Here is a 19,192-nt window from a genome sequence, read left to right on the forward strand (position 1 = left end):
TTTGATTTGCGGATGAGCAAAAGTACGAGAAATAGGTGATTTTACTAACAATCATTAGTTAGGCTAATGACATCTGATATATAAGAAGGGTAATGCACTCGATTGGCTTATTCGTTTTCTTCCAGCAATTCCCTCAATTTCAGCAATGCCCGCTGATTCGAGTGGGTATCAATATTGGAGATAAGGCTTTTCTTTTCCCTTCCGGTAAGTCTCCAGCTCAGAGAGGCGCGTTGGACATTATTCATCCTGAGACTATCTGACCTGGAAAGGTTCTCTTTTGCATAGTCTTCAGGAATATATTGTACGTCGACACGGTCAATTTTGCCTTCAAACCAGTTACTGGCATAAGCAATCTTGTTGTCATTCGTAATATCTTGTAGAGATTCGAAATTTTGGTAGATGCTGCTAATGGGAAGAGTGGCCCGCTCAAAAAGGGACAGATTTTCTTTTGGTTGGATCGGACTGTTTTTTTCTGAGTCTCTGATGGAAAAAAGGATCACTCCCGAGGTGTTTTCGCTTATCCATTCTTTAAAGGCAAATAAAAAGCGCATGGCATCTGATATCCCAAAATTATCTGTAATACCGGCATCCATAATCTCCATTTTAGGATCACTGGGTAGGGTAGTGTTTGGTGTGATATAGGGGAAAGTAGCGCTCATTCTCAAGCCGCTTAAAAACCTGAGTTGCTCACTTTTTTGATCTTGGAAAAAGCGAAGAAAATCAATGCCATTCAGCTTGTTCTCATCATAAACTGTGTCCGTAACATTTGTTAAATACGACACATGCTGTGGGCTTATGTAAAGTTTTCTTCCATCATTAATAATGGTCGGGGCCATGATTAGCATGGGTATAATACTTTTTTGTTCAGCTTCTCTATAGCTGATCAAGGGCTTATCGAGAATGAATTCTGTGTTTTTGTTCAATTGATTTTCAAAGGTGTACCCTCTGTCTTTATCATATTGAAAGTTGTTATAATCAAACTTTTGGAACCCAACGAAAATATCATTCATTAATAAACTAAAGATGATGGCATTGAGATTGTCGCTGGCTATGTTTTTCAAATATTCCGGTGCGTGTGGGTCTATGTCCTCGCCAAGTTTTTGTTGGTAGATCAGCTCCCTGAAATAACTGGCACCAATTAATCCTCCCGAAGCCCCCGTGATCAGTATACTATTTTTCATGAGCCTGTCTTTGGTCATCTTACTGGCTGTCTGGAGGACGTTAAGTGTCCAAAGTGCCGCACGCTGTCCGCCACCGCTTACACAAATAAAAACCATTTTCGGTTTTTGTTCACCCGGGAATTTTGCCCGCCAATTATTAAGGAGTTCCAAAGTTTTTGTTTTATCTTCTTTCCGCTGGTCATGGTTCCCAAGAGCATTGACCCTTTCTAAATTATAGGGTGCGGGTTGGGTCGTATAGTCCAGTCCAAAAGCCGGGTAAAGTTTATTGAGAACATTATTTTTCATTAATGTGTTGGCCGCAAGTATGAGGATGATAATGGCTGTCAAAGACCAGTTGCCAAACCAGTACGAAAACGCGCCTGAAAACATGACGAATATGGTTAAAAAGAGGATAACACTGGCAGCAGCAGGCAACTGGAAGATTTCCAGGTCTTTAAAAATCCCCAGTAAGAATAAAGCAGCGACGGCAGATAGCTCTATGATCACCAGGTTAAAATGATTTTGATCAAATACCCTCAGAATGTTTTCCCTGTCATACTCTCCTTTTTCCGTATCCACTTTTATAGGGACACATCTCATATTTAGATAAAAGTCAATCCTTACCTGCTTTTTACGAGCGATATTCAGTTTTTTCATAGCGCTGGCGCGCGTGACTTTGATATTCTGTTTTAGTTTTTCATCTACTTTATCCACAACATATTTGAAGATATTTTTGTTGGTAAATCTAAAATAGGTAAAAAGCAAAAGGGTCATCAGTATATAACCAGACAGAAAACCTATGACATCTAAGAAGGTCTCATTTTGTTCGTTTGTTTCATTTGACGCCTTATAGCGAATGATAAGTAAAATGTAGTAGATGACAAAGACCAAAGGTATTATGCTGTTATTGATACTAAACGTGGTAAACGGGCGGGACAAGGTGCCAATGAAATTGAACCGGTGTCCATCCATAATATAGGACGTAATGTGGAAAGCTATACTGAACCCTGCTAATGTTAAGCCTAGCGTGAAAAAGCTTTGAAACCCGACCTGATTCATATAAACCGGATCCAGAAATAAGAAAGGGATGCCCAGGTAATTACCAAAATTGCCACTGATGATGGCAAAAAGGACTGCCCAGCATAGTAACAGAATTTGATTTCTCTTAACATGATTGACTAAAAGCTGTACAGGGAATGAGTAGAAAAGCCTTTGTATCAGCAAAAAAAGTCTGTGAAAAATCAGCTCAATGATGTTTTTTACTTCCGCCATATAGTTCATATTCCAAAAGACGGGCGTCGATCCTGGCATTGTGAAATTCTATTCTTCGCTTTGTCTTTAACCCAACATTTTTCAAAAGTTCCAGGTTGCCACTAAAAATATAGCCCCAGTAACCCTGACATTTTTGCTTAAAAAAATCACCCATTTCTGTATAAACAGGCGCCAGCTTGTTTTCGTCCCCGAGGCGCTCCCCATATTCCGGATTAAAAAATACGACCCCAGGTTGGCTTTTGGGTATAAAGGTTTCTTTAAAGTCGCATATACTGAATTCTATGAGATGATCTACACCGGCATTGGCAGCATTCTTTCTGGCTGCATCAATAGCTTTCGGACTGATATCCGTAGCAATAATTTTAAAATCAAGTTCTTTTTTAACCTTGCGCTGCGCTTCCTTATAAAGCTTTTTCCATTCTAACTCATTAAAGTACCTGAGGTGCATAAAACCATAATTTTCCCTGAATAGGCCTGGAGAGATGTTACAGGCTAATAGTGCTGCTTCTATGGCTAGTGTTCCACTTCCACACATAGGGTTAATAAAATGTGAATGACAGTCCCATTTTGAAGCGAGTAGTGCGGCTGCAGCTAATGATTCCTGCATAGGAGCTTTATGTGGGAATTTCCTGTATCCGTGTTTACTGATGGGTTCCCCTGAGGTATTGACATAAATGGTAGCCTGGTCACCTTTCCAATGAAGAAAAATAACCGTTCGGTTAGATTCCGGACCTGAATTAGGCCTTTCTCCTTTTATTTTCTGTATTCTGTCTACAATGGCATCTTTCACCTTTACGTTGGCATAGCGCGTATCACGTATGGTATCATTTCGTACAAAACCTTCAATTCTTATGTATCCTCTTTGTGGAATGATGCGTTCCCAGGCTATTTCTACAAGAGTGGCATAGAGCTCGTCCGCATTAGCTGCACGGAACGATTTAATTTCCATTAACACCTTGGAGGCCGCTCTCAGGTGCAGGTTTAACCGCATTGCATCTTGCAATGAACCTTCGATCTCTATACCCAACTGATTAATGACTCTGCTCTTATAGCCTAGTTCAAGTACTTCATTATGTACGTATGGAGAGATTCTGGGTGCACAAGAAATTATTATTTTAGACATCCGTTCTTACGTCACTGACAAAAAATGGTAAACAATATTTATATTTAGCCAATCCGAAAATGTAAACCTCTAAAGATTAATAAAATGAAAGACAATCTGCGTATTTTGTTCACTATTTTAGTTGGCACAGGTATATTCTGCTCATGCGCTCCAAAATACACCGCTGATTTTAGCCCTTCCAGAACATTTTACTCAACGGATAATATGGAAACGAAACCTGTATCTCCAAAAGGGGAGACAACGGTCAGGCATAAAGATACTTCCAGGGGATTGCCATCTACCGATTTTGAAGAGACTACATTTATCGCTTCGGCCGAACCTTTATCAAATCTCCCACAAAAAAAACAACGCACGGCTAAAGAGGTTATAGCTAAATACAGTACCAAAGAGAATCTATCCAACAGACGAGATGTAACTCACTTATCTATTAAGGAGAAAAAGGTCTTGATAAAAGAAGTCAAAGAAGATATAAAGGCGCTGAAAAAAGCTAAAAAAGAAGCCTCAATAGAAAACAAGAAAGTATATGCCGGTATAATTATTGCCGCCGCCGGACTTTTGATTGCCATTTTAGCCAGCGGAGCTTTAGGAGGATTGGCCATCATCGTAGGTATTGCATTGATAGCATGGGGACTTATAGAGGATGGAACTTTTTCTTAAAACGGAGATCATAATTGATATAATTTGATGTTGTGCTCGAAAATAACTGGGGTTTTACTTTTGAAATCTAGATGAAATGCATTTACTTGGGCCATTAATTAATCATTTTATTTTTAAACCCTTTATTATGAAAAGAGTCCTGTTACTTAGCGCATTTTTTGCGGTTATTTTTTCCTCCAACAGTTTTGCCAGCGCTAGCGACTATGTCATTGATGACATTGCTGTGGAACAAACGTTGGATAATGCTATTGAAATAGCAGTGAACAACCTGGATGTAAGTCCTGAAGTGTTAACCAATGTATTAAGTGAAAACGCTACGTTAGAAGGCAAAGTGCCTGTTATAGCATTTGTACTTGCTACCATTGGTATCACCAACTTCTTCGCTATTCACCGACTATACCTTGGTGGAACACCTATTTTGATTTTAGCATACCCATTCTTCACTTTCCTTACTTTAGGTATTCTTAATATTGGAGACTGGATTGTTCTGTTGATTGATGTCTTCAGAAACGACCTAGGGAAACACGAAGGTAGTGATGCACTATTTATGTGGTAAGACATTATAATTAATTTATAATAAAAAAAACCGATCAATTTTTGATCGGTTTTTTTATTTCCTTGTACAAAGAATTGATCTTTTCTAATACTTATATGGGAAATGATCGTGTAAGTAATTCTTTTCAACGATGTTATGCATCAGTTTTGTGTTCTTGAAATTTCCATTCAGCTTGAATCTCCATTTCCAATAAGGTTCATCATCACCTTTGGCATGGATCTTCATATTCATGTAGGTATTACTACCTGAAATATTTGCCAATTGATCTTCACTTTTCCACATCTTCTCAGACCCTTTACTGGCAGGGAGCACTAATTTGGCAGTTTCCACTCTGGTGAATATGACCGCATCCACTCCGAGTACCTCTATAAATTTAGGTATATCTTTTTCATCAAGGCCAGTAATATCATAACCGCCATCACTGAGTTTGCTGGTGATAGTCTCAATTGAAACCCACTCATGACCGTGTTTGTGCGATTTCTTGGAGAGCTCGGCATAAAGCTGTTGGTGTAATTCTCCACCTTTTTCCTTTTCGCCTTCTTTTAATGTTTCTTCGGTGATACCATCCGGAAGAGATTTATACTCTTTTTTAAGGAACTGGTAAGGAAGCAAGGCAATGGTCTTATGTGTTTTTGCCTTATCCTTATAACCTTTAACCCGGTCAGGCTTGCCTTGCGCCAAAAGGCTACTCATTGCTAACACTACGGCTAGTGCTGTAATACTTATTCTTTTTTTCATTATTAAAGGGTTTATTTTAAAAATTCAAAATAATAAAAAATTACTGGTTTCGAGCGCTTTAAATAATGAATTGGAAACCTTTTCATTAAAACGCGTAATTTTTTTTTGGTTATTTACTTTTATGGATTCAATGGCATGTTCAGTACTCCCCGCATAAAAAACATTGTACATCCCTCCACTTAGCAGTGCGGTAAAGTATAGTTTGTCTATAATATGATAGAAGGTAGAAAATACTATGCCACTTTTTAGGGTGAATGATAAAAGTCCTGAGGTGACCTGTCCCTCTCTCACTAAGACATAACCGGGAAAAAAGGTAGTAGCCAGTTGTTGTTTTTTGAGGTTCCGTATTTTCGGCCTTTTGGATACAGCAAATAACTCTGCTGTGTCCAGTTTTAGTGAATAAGATTCGTTCAGCTCTGAAACTAACTCACTTGCCAGGCCCCATTTTTGTTGTTCATTCAACGCCAATACGGCGATTACCTTTGCCTGATCAACTAAGGCGGTATCTTTCGAATAATACTTGAATTGAACATATTGATTGTAGGAATCATTATACTTAGAAGCCATAAAGGCGGTAAGTACAGACTCATACCTTAACCGGTCATTGATAGAGTCATTTTCGTCAAATAAGTTAGCGCGAAGCAAATTCTGATAGGCTTCATTGTACTGACCTAATAACTTATAACAAAATGCCTTTTTTAAAATGGCCTCATTTCGTACTTCCGGATCCTGAGTTTCGAACAGTACTCTTTCATACTCTACAGCAGCTACCTGGGTATATCCGGCTGTAAGTAGGCTGTCTGCGTATTTTACCTGTGCATTAGTTGAAAATGCTGCGTAAAGGAATATGAAGGTCCAATAATATTTTTTCATCTAAAGTAGAGTTAAGCTCGGTCCTGTAAACATTTACTGATAGTACACTGCCCCAAATATTAGCAATATATAATGCGGAGAAAAGTGATCCGAAAATGATAAATCGTGCGTCCGAACTGCCGCGTTTGACATAGGCCTCCAAAGCAGGGAGTCCAATCAGACCGGTTTTGAAAAATGTGGCCAGTGCTTCACCAGGCCTTTTAGTATATAATTTTCCCATTCCCGGTACAGCGGCAGACATAAAGCCTGCAAGAAATTTAGACTTTTTCTTAAATTTTTTCATGTTGTTATAATGGAGGTCAAGGTTTATTTCCTGCTTACTTAAAGCATGGTGCTTTTGGGTGAAATAAGTAGAAAATGATCTATACAGCGCTGTATCTCGTTTTAATAGCGATAATCCGGCCAATTGTAGTTTCTTAAGTTCAAAAAGCATTGAATCGTTGAGTGTGAGTTTACGAAGCTTTTGTTCTGCCATATCATATTCTTCCATATATGAGAGATTCAAGGCACAGTAAAAAGTACTTTCTACATGCAAGCCTGAGCTTTTGCTTACTTTATTGAAATAAGTAGTGGCCGGAGTGAAATCCTTTTGAAAATAATATGATTTACCCAGGTAGTAATTTAAAGTATCTGTTTGATTTCTGCTGAGGGGGCTGTTCTCCAATTTGAAATTTATCCATTCAGAGGCCCCTTTGTAATCGCGTGTGCTGAACAGGTAATTTAGAAAACGAATATCACTGGAAAAATTACGTTTTTGGCAGAAAACGCAACTAGTGTTAAAGATCAAAAAGAGAGTTAGGAGAGATTTTGATTTCATTTTTTATAGTAAGAAATCGGGTCTGCTACTTTTCCCTTACCATCTTTTCTAATTGGATGTGCATACAAGTAGGAAATGCGTCCTGATCGATTAATACGGTCTAGGGTTACAAACAAGTTTTTAGGAAAGCTTAAAGACTTAAAGGACTGTTTCGAAAAATGGAAAAAGTGTGTGTCAAAATATTTTTCTTTTGGGAATAAGCTTTTTAAAGGACTAATGCTTTTAGCCTGCGTAGCGCTATCAACCTTAACTTTGAGAAGGGAAAGGTCATTTTTAAAGCTTTGGGCTATACCATAACCTGTGCATGTGAAGAAAAGGATGAAAACGATATATAGTGCTTTTCTCATTATTCAACCACCCTGGCATTTACGGGTATCTCAAAGTCCAGTTGTGACTTATCCACCTGCTCATTGACCAATATATCTGAAAAAGCCACTTTAGTAATGGTAGAATCGGAAGGAGTGATGTAGTCTATTTGTGTAATAGCCGTCGGGAATGGAGTTTGACCGTTAAGCGTAATGTACTTATAAAAATAGGTCTTTTTCACTATCTGATCGTTTTGATCTGTATAGCTGAGAAAGATTGGCTTTCTTTTATCATGTACTAATTTCACCTCTTTTAACTGGCCGGAAAGTTCAATAGGTGGTTGCCATATGGTTACATTAAGACCTTCATCAAAGGATACATTGTGCATTTGAAAACCCATGGCACTTAACCCGAGGTCAGCTAATTTGTTCTGAAGGAAAAAATAGACCTGGGTCGTCTCCGTGCTGAACATAAGATTTTGGGTCTGAAAAACTACATTTTGCCTTTGATCATAAGCCTGGATATCTCCCTTACTATTCGTGATGGTAATATACGGTTTAGGCGTGGTGTAGTAGGTCACCATTTTTCCTTCCAGGTTATAGTAAACATCAGCTTCAACCTTTTTCAAATGACCATCCTTTACAGACCTGGATACCATGCTCAATTTAATGCGCTGTATAGGATTAAGGGAAGTATAGGTAAAAGAGCAGAGTAATACTAAAAGAAGTAGTCCTGTGATTTTTTTCATTGAAAAAAATTAAGTTCTAAAATAAACAAATTCGCCAAACCGATACAACAATTGTCATACCACTTTGGCGAATAAAAATTATTGCAGGCCTAAAAAAGTAGCCTTAGATATTGTCAGAACTTAGTTTAGCACCAAAAAACTCACGATTCATCATTGCTATATTCGTTAAACTAATTTCTTTAGGACATTCAGCGGAACATGCACCTGTGTTAGTACACGCACCAAAACCTTCGGCATCCATTTGAGCGACCATTTTTTCTGCTCGTGTTTTTCTTTCCGTTTGTCCTTGAGGTAACAGGGCAAATTGTGAGATCTTAGCACTGACGAATAACATGGCAGAGGCATTTTTACAGGCCGCTACACATGCACCACAACCTATACATGTGGCAGCATCCATAGCTTTGTCAGCTGCTTTTTTGGGTATAGGTATTTCATTTGCATCAGGTACTCCACCAGTATTGACCGAAACATAGCCTCCTGATTGTATAACCCTATCGAAAGCAGAACGATCTACTACAAGGTCTTTTAAAACCGGGAATGCCGTTGCCCGCCATGGCTCTACCGTAATTGTATCACCATCGCTGAAGCTACGCATATGAAGCTGACAGGTAGTAGTTTGCTTAGGTCCATGAGGTTTTCCATTGATATACAAACTACACATACCGCAAATTCCTTCACGACAATCATGATCGAAATGTACAGGGTCTTCGCCTTGTCTGACAAGCTTTTCATTCAAGACATCGAACATTTCCAAGAAAGACATATCAGTAGAAATGTCCTCCAGGTCGTAAGTTTTGAACCCGCCCTTATCTTTATTGTTCTTCTGTCTCCAGACTTTCAACTTTATTCTCATGCCAATGGTCTTTATTTATTCTCAGTATTCTTTTAGTTGACTCTATTTTGACTTGCTTATAGTCAATGGCTTATTTATAGCTTCGTTGAGTCAGTTTAACGTTTTCAAAAATCAGGTCTTCTTTATTCAGGACCTCTTCTTCTCCTTCACCTTTAAATTCCCAGGCAGAAACATAAGAATATTCATCATCTATTCTTAGTGCTTCACCTTCTTCGGTTTGAGATTCTTCTCTGAAATGGCCCCCACATGACTCAGCTCTGTCCAAAGCATCATCTACCATGAGTTCGCCCAGTTCAAGTAGGTCAGCTACCCGGTTGGCTTTTTCAAGAGATTGGTTCAATTCTTCATTGCTACCAATTACATTAACATCTTTCCAGAAGTCCTCTTTTAATTTTTTGATCTCCCCCTTGGCTTTTTTCAATCCTTCCGCATTACGAGACATACCGCAGTATTCCCACATGATCAGCCCTAATGCTTTATGGAAGTCGTCAACAGTCTTGCTGCCCTTAATATTTAATAATGTGTAGATTCTTTCCTTGACCTCTTTTTCGGCCGTTTTAAAAACTTCATCATCTGTAGATAACTTGTCATAAGGCATTTTTGCAAGGTAGTCACCTATTGTATAAGGGATCACAAAGTAACCGTCGGCCAGTCCTTGCATTAGCGCGCTGGCGCCTAGTCGGTTGGCGCCATGGTCAGAGAAATTAGCTTCTCCAATAGCATAAAGGCCCGGGACAGTTGTCATAAGGTTATAATCTACCCATAATCCGCCCATTGTATAATGAACCGCGGGATATATCATCATAGGTGTCTCGTAAGGATTTTCACCGGTGATCTGCTGGTACATATCAAACAGGTTGCCATACCTTCCTTCTATAGCATCTCTTCCATCCCTTTTTATGGCATCTGCAAAGTCAAGGTATACTGCCAAACCACTTTTGGCTACGCCTCTTCCTTCATCACATACATTTTTAGCATTCCTTGAAGCCACATCTCTTGGTACAAGGTTACCAAAAGAAGGGTATCGTACTTCCAGGTAATAATCCCTTTTATCTTCAGGGAGGTTTGTAGGCTTCAATTCACCTTTACGTATTTTTTCGGCATCTTCCACTGCTTTAGGCACCCAGACACGTCCATCATTCCTTAATGATTCTGACATAAGGGTTAATTTCGACTGGTGGTCGCCTGAAACCGGGATACAGGTAGGGTGGATCTGAGTGAAACAGGGATTGGCGAAAAAAGCACCTTTTTTATGTGCTCTCCATGCCGCTGTTACGTTAGAGCCCATGGCATTGGTAGATAGATAAAAAACATTACCATATCCTCCGGTGGCCAGTACTACGGCGTGAGCGGAATGTGACTCTATTTTTCCCGTTATTAAATTCCTTGTAATAATTCCCCGGGCCTGACCATCTTTCATCACTACATCCAGCATGTCTTCCCTGGAGTACATTTTAACCTTGCCATTGGCTACCTGCCGGCTCAAAGCGCTGTAAGCACCCAGCAACAATTGTTGTCCTGTCTGACCTTTAGCATAAAACGTACGAGATACCTGCGCGCCACCGAAAGACCTGTTGGCAAGCAGACCTCCATATTCACGTGCGAAAGGCACCCCTTGTGCTACACATTGGTCTATGATATCTACACTTACCTCAGCCAGGCGATGTACGTTTGCTTCTCTTGAACGATAATCACCGCCTTTAACGGTATCATAGAACAGCCTGAAGATACTGTCACCATCATTTTGATAATTCTTTGCTGCATTTATACCCCCTTGGGCCGCAATACTGTGTGCCCTTCTTGGGCTGTCCTGAAAACAGAAGGCTTTAACGTTATATCCAAGTTCTCCGAACGAGGCCGCCGCCGAGGCACCGGCCAGTCCAGTTCCTACTACGATAATATCATATTTACGTTTATTAGCCGGGTTAACCAACTTGACGTTGAATTTATGCTTAGACCATTTCTCTGATAGTGGTCCTTCCGGTATTTTAGAATCAAGCTTCATCTACGAAGTAGTTTAAATTAGATAGTCCTTAAAAACATAATGAGGGGTATTGCTGCAAAAGCAGCAGGTACTGCAATTGAATATACTATTCCCACTCCCTTTATAACAGGGGTATACTTCGGATGGTTTAGCCCGAGTGTTTGGAATGCACTTTGGAAGCCATGATACAAGTGGAACATTAATCCTCCCATGGCCAATACATAGAAAACTACATACCAAAGTTCACCATATGCCATGTTTACCACAGCATAGAGGTCTTTGAATTCAACTCCATCATACATTACAGTTGGTATTCCTCCCCAGTGCATCTCATACCAAAAGTGCTTTAAATGAAGCACCAAAAATATAAACACGATGGTGCCTAAAATGCCCATATTTCTGGAACTCCAGCTACTGTTAGTAGCTGCGGCAGATACAGCATAACCTACCGGCCGGGCTTTTTTGTTTTGAACGGACAACAGTATCGCCCATACTATATGAATAATAAAAGTGGCATAAAGCAGATATGAAGTCGTTTTTATGATCGGATTGGACGTCATGAACTTTGCATAAATATTAAAAGCCTGACCGTCGTCTGCATGTAGCAATTGGAAATTACCAATGAGATGTACCAATAAGAAAATAATAAGAAAAAGCCCTGTAAGGGCCATTAATACTTTTCTACCTAAAGTGCTGGATATTGTATCTGAGAACCAACTCATTAATGTATAATTTGATTGTTTAAAGTCCTTTTTTTTATGGGGTCAAATTTACATTTGAAAGACTAGGGAAGCAATTATGTTTATTATTTTTAAGAATTCTAAATAGGGTCGGGAATGGAGACCAGGAACACCTTTTATGCGGCGTTACACCATTCATAGATAAGGATGATAATGCCTGCCAGGAATACTAATCCACTTATGAAAAACTCATGCTTCACTATTCCTTTGATTTTTTTATTATGTTGCTTATTTCTTCTCACATCTAATAGACAACAATCGGTATGCCGTTAAATGAAATGTAAGTTAAATGAATAGCAATGCGAGTTTTGTTTAGGGAATAATTCTTTTAATGGGAATAGTTCTTTATTTGGGAATATATTTTAATCTGTCAGCATTCTTTATTTTTGTTTTTAAATTGAATATATCATGACGGATCAAACCATTCTGTACATTATCCTTGGCATCCTCTTTTTTGACTTTGTTTTTGAGCAGTTATTAGATTTTTTCAATCTGAAATCCAGCAAAACCGATTTGCCTGATGACGTCTCAACATTTTACAATCAGACTGAATATGAGAAGTCAATCAACTATCATAAAACATTAACCAGGTTCTCGTTCTATACGAGTACATTCAGTTTGATATTAACGCTGTTAATGTTTGCTTTCGGGTGGTTTGGAAGTATAGATGAATGGCTAAGAAGCTATTTTATGAATGATATCACATTAGCATTGTCCTACTTTGCACTACTTTTTGTCGTGTCTGATATATTGAATCTGCCTTTTCAGTTGTATAGTACTTTTGTGATTGAAGAACGGTACGGATTCAATAAAACCACTTACAGGGTCTTCTTTCTGGATAAAATAAAAGGGTACCTTCTTTCATTAGTGATCGGAGGTGTATTGATTGGAACGTTGTTGTATCTCATTACTCAACTGGGAGAGCATTTTTGGATGTATTTCTGGGGAATCGCAGGGTTTTTTATACTATTGGTCAATATGTTTTATACCAGTTTGATTTTACCTCTTTTTAATAAGCTTACCCCGTTAGAGACGGGTGAGTTAAAGACTGCCATACAGCAGTATAGTCAAAAGGTAAACTTTCCGTTAGATAATATTTTTGTCATTGATGGGTCTAAAAGATCAAATAAAGCGAATGCTTTTTTTTCCGGCATAGGCAAAAGGAAAAAGATAGTGCTTTATGATACCCTGATCAATAATCATACAACAGATGAATTAGTGGCAATATTGGCACATGAGGTAGGGCATTTCAAGAAAAAGCACATAATTCAGGGTTTTATTATGTCTATTTTACAAATGGGAGTGATGCTCTTCATTTTGTCAAAGATGGTTTTTAATGAGCAATTGAGCTTAGCCATGGGAGCGGATCAACTCGGTATTCATCTTAACCTGATAGCCTTTGCCATTTTATATACGCCTATTTCAAAGGTATTAGGGACAATAGGTAATGTAATTAGTCGGAAAAATGAATTTGAGGCAGATAATTATGCGTCTTCTACCTATTCGGGAGAATCATTGAAGGCCGCTCTTAAAAAATTATCCGTAGATAACCTGAGTAATCTTTATCCACATAAAGCGTACGTATTTTTTAACTATTCACATCCTCCGCTATTACAGCGATTAGCAGCTATTAAAGATTGAACCTGGAGCGCTGATGACAGGCGTTAGTTATCATCGTTATTTTTTGCGTAGTGTATTTTGAAGTTATATCCGATACTGCCTAATACGGCAATGAGTAAAAGGATGCAAGAGATGTATGTGATCGTATTTCCAGTGTAATAAGATTCAGGTTGGAAAGTAAACTCGATGGTATGTTGCCCTCCGGGTAGTTCAAGTGCCCTCAGTACGTAGTTAGCGCGTAGGATATCTTCGGTCTTGCCATCAACAGTAGCCTTCCATCCTACAGGATAATATATCTCTGAAAAAAGTGCAAAGGCTTTTTCTGATCCTGAGTAAGTGTATTTTAAATAATCTGGTCTTGCCTCAATCAGCTTGATTTCGCCATTGTCATTATAGCGTTCTCCGGATATCTCGAATTTGGAAACATCAACAACTGCCTGCGCTCTGGTATCAAGCTGACATGTTGCTTGTAATTCTTCTGTCGGACTGTTCACTTTCTCAATAGTTTTTACTAACCATGCAGAACCGAGAGTATGGTTATTAGTGATAACGGCATTTCTGGCATCTCCGAAAGTAATATATTTTGTGTTGAGCATATTGATAATCCCAAAGGAAGACAAATCGGTGTTGCCTTGCTGCAGCCCTTGAATAAGTTGAGTAGTTTCATTTTGGAGACAGTGATCGTACAGGTCTTGATAGCGACGCATTTTTGCTCCATGGTATCCACCAAGTGAATTGTGATGATAAGAAGTACGGGCTTCAGCCCATGCACCGCGTAGGTTATATACCCTGAATTCAGACTTATCTTTCAATATCACCTGATCAGCTTCGGTGGTTACAAAAAATGATTTGTCAGACTTTCTTCTATAATTGTCCTTACCAAAATACCGAACATCTATTGTCCATAGATCAATTAAGATAAGGAGAGAAAGGCCCAGGGACGTTAAAGTAAAAGAGACTTTTTGTTTTAGATGTCCGAAAATCAATATCAAGGCCAAAAGAATGAAAACAAAAGATCGTATTGCATCAGCTCTAAGGAGACTTTTACGGTCTTCTATTAAGGCCTCCAGAAACCAGGCGGGTAGTTGTGACTCCCCTTCTTTAGAGAAGGCGGCAACACCTGCAAAGAGCATAGCCAGCAAACAGAATCCCCCTGTAACCCCGAAAGCGACCAATAATTTCTTTTGTAACTCTTTACTCCATCGTGTAGAGAATAACTTTTCCAATCCTATCATACCAAGCAATGGCATGGCTATAAGGGTCAGGGTAAGTGCGAAAGTGACGGAACGGAATTTATTATACCCAGGAAGGTGATCGAAGATAAAATAATTGAATGACTTAAAGTTATCTCCCCAACTTAGCATAATACCCAATACAGCCACTGTGACCAGCCACACTATATGTTTTTTATCTGCAAAAAGAATTCCGATGACGAACAGAAAACAAATAATAGCCCCTACATAGTAAGGAGCTGACAGCCGCTGGTTTCCCCAGTAAGCGGAAGTATATCTGACCAACTGGTTGGCTACCTGAGGGTCTCCTGCTCTTTGTAATGCTGCCAATACCTTGCTGTCTTCATCTTGTGCCAGGAAGTTAGAGCTACTACCCCCATAAACATTTGGTAAGATCAATGTAAGTGGTTCAAATATACTGTTGCTGAATTCAAAGGCATAGTCACGCTTTAGCCCACTTTCATTTTCACCTTTTTCCAAAGTGTTGGAAATTTCAGATTTACCACGCATTGAATATTGGCTGTACTCCGCGGCAGACCATAGTCTTCCGGCATAAGTACCTACAGAAAGAATAGCTGATAGCATAAGTATTCCGCTTTTTAGGCCAAAAATTTTCAAATCCTTTTCTTTAAAAGATTCATACAACATCACCAACCCATAGATGCCTAATATCAATGCTAAATAGTAAGTGACCTGAGGGTGGTTTTCTCTCAACTGTAAGGACAGTCCTAATGAAGTGAGGCCAAACCCCAGCCATCTGTTTCCCTTGAACACAAGGTGTACTCCCGCCAACACCATTGGCATTAATGCCGTAGCTCCTATTCGTGCGTTGTGGCCTGCACTTAACCCTATGATAATAAAAGATGATAACCCAAAAGCGAGTGCTCCACCTATGGCCAGGTAAGGCCTGACTTTGAAAGCTAATAACAAAATATAGAAGCTTAAGAAAGCCAAAAAGACATTCTTTACAGGATGTGGCAGCCACAATGAAAGCACATATTTAAAACCGGAAATGATACCATCGTTCCATTTGAGGTTTACAAAATACGCAGGCATACCGCTAAACTGTGAGGTGGCCCAGAGTCCTTCTCTTCCTGTTTCCTGTCTATATTCCTTGAGCTGTTGAGCACCTCCTTGCCATTGATTGATGTCATGTTGGTTAAGGGTTTTATTATCAAAAAACAAAGGGTTAAAAAAGAGTACAGTAACCAGGAAGAAAAGAACTACAGCCAAAACATGAGGAAGAACGTCTTTCAGGAGATTAATTTTTTTCATAGCATAATTGTCGGAACCATGCAAATAAGAAAAGTTTAACTGCCAATTAAAAATATAATCTCAAGAAGCTTAAAAGCGCTTGATAAGTTCTTGATCAATAGATGGACCAATCTTTAGATAACAGCTAATTGACTATACATAAACAAAAGACTAAATATTTGGAGAACAAGCCAAAATAGTGTCCAAAGACAGTCGGATAAGGCCATTGGTTTTTTTGTCATGTGATGAGGTTTTCCATTACTACCGTGTAAATCAAAACTAAAACCTAATATATAATAAGATTGAAATGCTGCCCGGAAGTGAATAAATCTTGAGAAATATAGTGTTAAACCTGATGAAGGGCATTATGGATATTTGAGCATCGGAGATACGGACGACATTGGCTTTGAAGTATCTGCACCAAATATTGACACTGTGCAAGGTGGCACTACATAATGATACAAGTGGGAGAATCAGAAAGGTAGTATATCGAAAATCGAGGTGAAAATAATCTTCAGATAGTAATTGTGCTACAATAGAAGGATAGACTTCAGGATTTACTACTAACTTGAATTATCTTTAATCAGCTTACTTAATCTAATCAACTCAGGCTTTACAGAACCAGAAGAAAGAAGCTAATGACTAGTACAATGGCAATGGCAAAACTTAAACCGATGATGCCATAAATCTCATTCCGCATGGCTTCTTCGGTCTTTACCTCTTCTTCATCTATCCATGAATATTTAGTGTTTTTATCAAAATCCATGAAGACCCTAATATCAATAACTATGCTAGAAATAACTGTTCAAACGATTTGTAGCTTTGATTCTTTCTAAAATCCTCTGCATAAGCTACTAATACAAGACAATAAAGATTTCCACTGATAGAGAAATGTTTTGTTTGTTCTTTTTTTCCTTCCCCACATGGGAAATGTGTACTCAAACTGGGTGTCTTCTGGTACAAATTGAGTACGCGGATTGTACGATACATCTAACGAGTATGATCTCACCTGTGCCGAATATTGATTTTAGCGTTCGTTAGAACTACTAGAAATTCCTATTTTTGCAGCGCAAAAAATAATATATCATGTTCGATAATCTTAGTTACAAATTAGATAAAGCGTTTCAAACATTAAAGGGACAAGGGAGCATTACCGAGGTGAACGTAGCTACTACGGTGAAGGAGATACGTAGGGCGCTTATAGAGGCTGATGTTAATTATAAAGTAGCTAAGGAAGTAACCGATGAAATTAAAGAACAGGCCTTGGGTAAGGACGTACTTACAGCGGTATCTCCAGGTCAGTTGCTTACTAAGATCACCAATGATGAGCTCACTAACCTGATGGGAGGTAAAAGTGAGGATATTGATATTCAGGGCAATCCGGCTATTATCTTGATAGCTGGCCTTCAAGGTTCGGGTAAAACTACCTTTTCGGGGAAATTGGCGAACTACCTAAAAAAACAGGGGCGGTCTGTGATGCTCTCCGCATGTGATATATACAGACCTGCGGCTATTGACCAGTTAAAAGTACTGGGAGAGCAAATAGGAGTAGAGGTATATGCAGAGCCTGATAATAACGATGCAGTAAAAATTGCTGAGAGCGCGATTAAACAAGCTAAAGTGCTCAACAAGAAGGTGGTGATTGTCGATACAGCCGGGCGTCTGGCGGTGGATGAGCAGATGATGGATGAAATAGCCCGATTAAAAAAAGCACTCAATCCTACGGAAACACTATTTGTAGTGGATTCTATGACCGGACAGGATGCTGTGAATACGGCAAAGGCCTTCAATGATCGGTTGGATTTTAATGGAGTTGTTCTAACCAAGCTGGATGGGGATACACGTGGTGGTGCGGCTATTTCTATTAGAAGGGTCGTAGATAAACCGATAAAGTATGTTTCCCATGGAGAAAAGATGGAAGCTATCGACAGATTCCATCCTGATCGTATGGCCAATCGAATTTTGGGAATGGGAGACGTGGTTTCCTTGGTAGAGAAAGCACAGCAAAATTTTGATGAAGATGAGGCACGCCGTCTTAGCAAGAAAATACGAAAAAACCAGTTCGACTTTAACGATTTTCTTAGTCAATTGGAGCAGATCAAGAAAATGGGAAATATCAAAGATCTGATGGGTATGATCCCCGGAATGGGTAAAGCTCTGAAAGACGTAAACGTTGACGATGATTCATTTAAACCTATTGAAGCTATTATTCGCTCAATGACCATTGAAGAGCGGGAAAGGCCTGAGATATTGAACGGGGGCAGAAGAAAACGAATTGCTAATGGAAGTGGTACCTCAGTCCAACAGGTCAATAATTTGATCAAGCAGTTTGGCGATATGAAAAAACTGATGAAGACTATGAACAAAATGGGCGGTGGGAAACGTGGCCTTGCAGCTTTAAACCCACTTAGCAGATAAAATATAGCTCAGTCTTTATCCCGCTAGCTGTAGCAGTTTATGGTTACTTAAACCATAAACTCCAACGTTCCTGTCATGTACAGGATCAAAAATGCCAGGAAAACGCTGACACCTGTGATTAATAGCGTATTAAAGATCAATGTATTGCGGTTATTGACGTCATTTCTTAGTTTATTGTACGTAAATATCTCTACAAAATTGGACAGCGGTTTGCGCTTTCCTTTTTGAGGGGCTTCCTCAAAGCGTTCACCATATACATTTCGAATTTTCCTGAAGGGTTCCTTCATACCAGTGTCCGTTTATTCTAACAAAAAGTTAAAATAGGAGATTTTAATGACATTTGAATATTTTTTTGTAGATGGGCTTGCGATACATAAACTGTAACCATAATGCAGGTAGTAACAACCAGTCTAACATTTTATAAGGTGTTGTAAACGATATGTCATCAACAATTTCACTTTCAGTATCGTTCAACCTGATTACGCTATGATGATGTTCCCAGCTTTTTAAAAAGAAAGGAAGTTTCTTGCCTACGTCAATAAATTCGAAAACAGAAGAATCGCTATGGTCAAAAGTTATGAGACTTGTCCAGGTCTGCTTAAAAAGTAGAAAGTTAAGTTCGAGGCTAACACGGTCGCCTTTATTACACCCTTCAAACACCAGCAACTTTACCGGAGGAAAGGGGGGATTGAGTTTTAAAAAAAGTTTTTCAGTGAAGCCATTTTTGACTTCCAAATAATTGCACAAGACCTTGGATGAAATTTTCAGACGCATACTCCTATAATGGTGTAGGCGACGTTTTGTTCAGGAAAATATTGCGAACGAGGTGTTTCACTATGTG

General features: G+C 39.0%; 18 protein-coding genes. 4 read left to right on the forward strand and 14 right to left on the reverse strand.

Annotated features, from left to right (window positions below; genetic code table 11):
• Positions 1 to 107: 107 nt before the first annotated feature.
• Together FNH22_RS17650 and FNH22_RS17655 are read right to left on the reverse strand one after the other, a co-directional pair.
• A complete protein-coding gene (locus FNH22_RS17650) occupies positions 108 to 2,432 on the reverse strand; it encodes a patatin-like phospholipase family protein (protein WP_255518085.1) in 2,325 nt (774 codons plus the stop codon).
• The gene (locus tag FNH22_RS17655) at positions 2,407 to 3,555 is read right to left on the reverse strand and encodes a class I SAM-dependent RNA methyltransferase (RefSeq protein ID WP_143399752.1); all 1,149 of its coding nucleotides are present in this window, start codon (positions 3,553 to 3,555) and stop codon (positions 2,407 to 2,409) included. The genes FNH22_RS17650 and FNH22_RS17655 overlap by 26 nt, the downstream gene beginning before the upstream one ends.
• Positions 3,556 to 3,639: 84 nt before the next feature.
• On the opposite strand from FNH22_RS17655, the gene FNH22_RS17660 reads away from it, so the two are divergent.
• Both FNH22_RS17660 and FNH22_RS17665 read left to right on the forward strand, forming a co-directional pair.
• Entirely contained in the window at positions 3,640 to 4,212 is a 573-nt protein-coding gene (locus tag FNH22_RS17660; RefSeq protein WP_143399753.1) for a hypothetical protein, read from the forward strand.
• A gap of 127 nt (positions 4,213 to 4,339) precedes the next feature.
• Positions 4,340 to 4,768 (forward strand): hypothetical protein, encoded by a 429-nt coding sequence (locus tag FNH22_RS17665; RefSeq protein ID WP_143399754.1) that lies wholly within the window; start codon positions 4,340 to 4,342, stop codon positions 4,766 to 4,768.
• 84 nt (positions 4,769 to 4,852) lie between these two features.
• Here the strand turns inward: FNH22_RS17665 and FNH22_RS17670 are convergent, their stop codons facing one another.
• The 8 genes from FNH22_RS17670 to FNH22_RS17705 form a co-directional block, all read right to left on the reverse strand.
• Entirely contained in the window at positions 4,853 to 5,506 is a 654-nt protein-coding gene (locus tag FNH22_RS17670) for a hypothetical protein (protein WP_143399755.1), read from the reverse strand.
• Between the two features lie 24 nt (positions 5,507 to 5,530).
• Positions 5,531 to 6,379 carry a hypothetical protein gene (locus tag FNH22_RS17675; RefSeq protein WP_143399756.1) on the reverse strand — a complete coding sequence of 283 codons (849 nt, stop codon included), beginning with the start codon at positions 6,377 to 6,379 and terminating at the stop codon, positions 5,531 to 5,533.
• Positions 6,327 to 7,196 carry a tol-pal system YbgF family protein gene (locus FNH22_RS17680; protein ID WP_143399757.1) on the reverse strand — a complete coding sequence of 290 codons (870 nt, stop codon included), beginning with the start codon at positions 7,194 to 7,196 and terminating at the stop codon, positions 6,327 to 6,329. Before FNH22_RS17680 ends, FNH22_RS17675 begins: the two co-directional genes overlap by 53 nt.
• Positions 7,193 to 7,543 (reverse strand): hypothetical protein, encoded by a 351-nt coding sequence (locus FNH22_RS17685; RefSeq protein ID WP_143399758.1) that lies wholly within the window; start codon positions 7,541 to 7,543, stop codon positions 7,193 to 7,195. The genes FNH22_RS17680 and FNH22_RS17685 overlap by 4 nt, the downstream gene beginning before the upstream one ends.
• Positions 7,543 to 8,250 carry a hypothetical protein gene (locus FNH22_RS17690; RefSeq protein ID WP_143399759.1) on the reverse strand — a complete coding sequence of 236 codons (708 nt, stop codon included), beginning with the start codon at positions 8,248 to 8,250 and terminating at the stop codon, positions 7,543 to 7,545. Before FNH22_RS17690 ends, FNH22_RS17685 begins: the two co-directional genes overlap by 1 nt.
• Before the next feature lie 103 nt (positions 8,251 to 8,353).
• Positions 8,354 to 9,103, reverse strand: coding sequence for a succinate dehydrogenase/fumarate reductase iron-sulfur subunit (locus tag FNH22_RS17695; protein ID WP_143399760.1), 750 nt, complete (start codon positions 9,101 to 9,103; stop codon positions 8,354 to 8,356).
• 70 nt (positions 9,104 to 9,173) lie between these two features.
• Positions 9,174 to 11,108: a fumarate reductase/succinate dehydrogenase flavoprotein subunit gene (locus FNH22_RS17700; protein WP_143399761.1), complete on the reverse strand. Its 1,935-nt coding sequence runs from the start codon at positions 11,106 to 11,108 to the stop codon at positions 9,174 to 9,176.
• Positions 11,109 to 11,125: 17 nt separating this feature from the next.
• Positions 11,126 to 11,809 (reverse strand): succinate dehydrogenase cytochrome b subunit, encoded by a 684-nt coding sequence (locus FNH22_RS17705; RefSeq protein ID WP_143399762.1) that lies wholly within the window; start codon positions 11,807 to 11,809, stop codon positions 11,126 to 11,128.
• Positions 11,810 to 12,235: 426 nt separating this feature from the next.
• Between FNH22_RS17705 and FNH22_RS17710 the strand changes: the two genes are divergently transcribed.
• The gene (locus tag FNH22_RS17710; protein WP_143399763.1) at positions 12,236 to 13,468 is read left to right on the forward strand and encodes a M48 family metallopeptidase; all 1,233 of its coding nucleotides are present in this window, start codon (positions 12,236 to 12,238) and stop codon (positions 13,466 to 13,468) included.
• A 23-nt stretch (positions 13,469 to 13,491) separates the two neighbouring features.
• Here the strand turns inward: FNH22_RS17710 and FNH22_RS17715 are convergent, their stop codons facing one another.
• Together FNH22_RS17715 and FNH22_RS32060 are read right to left on the reverse strand one after the other, a co-directional pair.
• A complete protein-coding gene (locus FNH22_RS17715; RefSeq protein WP_143399764.1) occupies positions 13,492 to 15,954 on the reverse strand; it encodes a YfhO family protein in 2,463 nt (820 codons plus the stop codon).
• 592 nt (positions 15,955 to 16,546) lie between these two features.
• Positions 16,547 to 16,699, reverse strand: coding sequence for a hypothetical protein (locus tag FNH22_RS32060; protein WP_185154275.1), 153 nt, complete (start codon positions 16,697 to 16,699; stop codon positions 16,547 to 16,549).
• Between the two features lie 320 nt (positions 16,700 to 17,019).
• Here FNH22_RS32060 and ffh point away from each other — a divergent pair, with 320 nt between their 5' ends.
• Positions 17,020 to 18,351, forward strand: a complete 1,332-nt coding sequence (gene ffh, locus FNH22_RS17720) for a signal recognition particle protein (protein ID WP_143399765.1) — start codon at positions 17,020 to 17,022, stop codon at positions 18,349 to 18,351.
• 47 nt (positions 18,352 to 18,398) lie between these two features.
• Here ffh and FNH22_RS17725 read toward each other — a convergent pair whose 3' ends face one another.
• Entirely contained in the window at positions 18,399 to 18,638 is a 240-nt protein-coding gene (locus FNH22_RS17725) for a hypothetical protein (RefSeq protein WP_143399766.1), read from the reverse strand.
• 43 nt (positions 18,639 to 18,681) lie between these two features.
• Positions 18,682 to 19,125 (reverse strand): hypothetical protein, encoded by a 444-nt coding sequence (locus FNH22_RS17730; RefSeq protein ID WP_143399767.1) that lies wholly within the window; start codon positions 19,123 to 19,125, stop codon positions 18,682 to 18,684.
• Positions 19,126 to 19,192: the final 67 nt, after the last annotated feature.

Origin of the sequence: Fulvivirga sp. M361, assembly GCF_007097395.1 — a bacterium.
Lineage (GTDB): Bacteria > Bacteroidota > Bacteroidia > Cytophagales > Cyclobacteriaceae > Fulvivirga.

Coding starts and splice junctions, on each gene's coding strand:
- FNH22_RS17650 (WP_255518085.1), bottom strand. CDS start 2,432: ATGGCGGAAGTAAAAAACATCATTGAGCTGATTTTTCACAGACTTTTT.
- FNH22_RS17655 (WP_143399752.1), bottom strand. CDS start 3,555: ATGTCTAAAATAATAATTTCTTGTGCACCCAGAATCTCTCCATACGTA.
- FNH22_RS17660 (WP_143399753.1), top strand. CDS start 3,640: ATGAAAGACAATCTGCGTATTTTGTTCACTATTTTAGTTGGCACAGGT.
- FNH22_RS17665 (WP_143399754.1), top strand. CDS start 4,340: ATGAAAAGAGTCCTGTTACTTAGCGCATTTTTTGCGGTTATTTTTTCC.
- FNH22_RS17670 (WP_143399755.1), bottom strand. CDS start 5,506: ATGAAAAAAAGAATAAGTATTACAGCACTAGCCGTAGTGTTAGCAATG.
- FNH22_RS17675 (WP_143399756.1), bottom strand. CDS start 6,379: ATGAAAAAATATTATTGGACCTTCATATTCCTTTACGCAGCATTTTCA.
- FNH22_RS17680 (WP_143399757.1), bottom strand. CDS start 7,196: ATGAAATCAAAATCTCTCCTAACTCTCTTTTTGATCTTTAACACTAGT.
- FNH22_RS17685 (WP_143399758.1), bottom strand. CDS start 7,543: ATGAGAAAAGCACTATATATCGTTTTCATCCTTTTCTTCACATGCACA.
- FNH22_RS17690 (WP_143399759.1), bottom strand. CDS start 8,250: ATGAAAAAAATCACAGGACTACTTCTTTTAGTATTACTCTGCTCTTTT.
- FNH22_RS17695 (WP_143399760.1), bottom strand. CDS start 9,103: ATGAGAATAAAGTTGAAAGTCTGGAGACAGAAGAACAATAAAGATAAG.
- FNH22_RS17700 (WP_143399761.1), bottom strand. CDS start 11,108: ATGAAGCTTGATTCTAAAATACCGGAAGGACCACTATCAGAGAAATGG.
- FNH22_RS17705 (WP_143399762.1), bottom strand. CDS start 11,809: ATGAGTTGGTTCTCAGATACAATATCCAGCACTTTAGGTAGAAAAGTA.
- FNH22_RS17710 (WP_143399763.1), top strand. CDS start 12,236: ATGACGGATCAAACCATTCTGTACATTATCCTTGGCATCCTCTTTTTT.
- FNH22_RS17715 (WP_143399764.1), bottom strand. CDS start 15,954: ATGAAAAAAATTAATCTCCTGAAAGACGTTCTTCCTCATGTTTTGGCT.
- FNH22_RS32060 (WP_185154275.1), bottom strand. CDS start 16,699: ATGGATTTTGATAAAAACACTAAATATTCATGGATAGATGAAGAAGAG.
- ffh (WP_143399765.1), top strand. CDS start 17,020: ATGTTCGATAATCTTAGTTACAAATTAGATAAAGCGTTTCAAACATTA.
- FNH22_RS17725 (WP_143399766.1), bottom strand. CDS start 18,638: ATGAAGGAACCCTTCAGGAAAATTCGAAATGTATATGGTGAACGCTTT.
- FNH22_RS17730 (WP_143399767.1), bottom strand. CDS start 19,125: ATGCGTCTGAAAATTTCATCCAAGGTCTTGTGCAATTATTTGGAAGTC.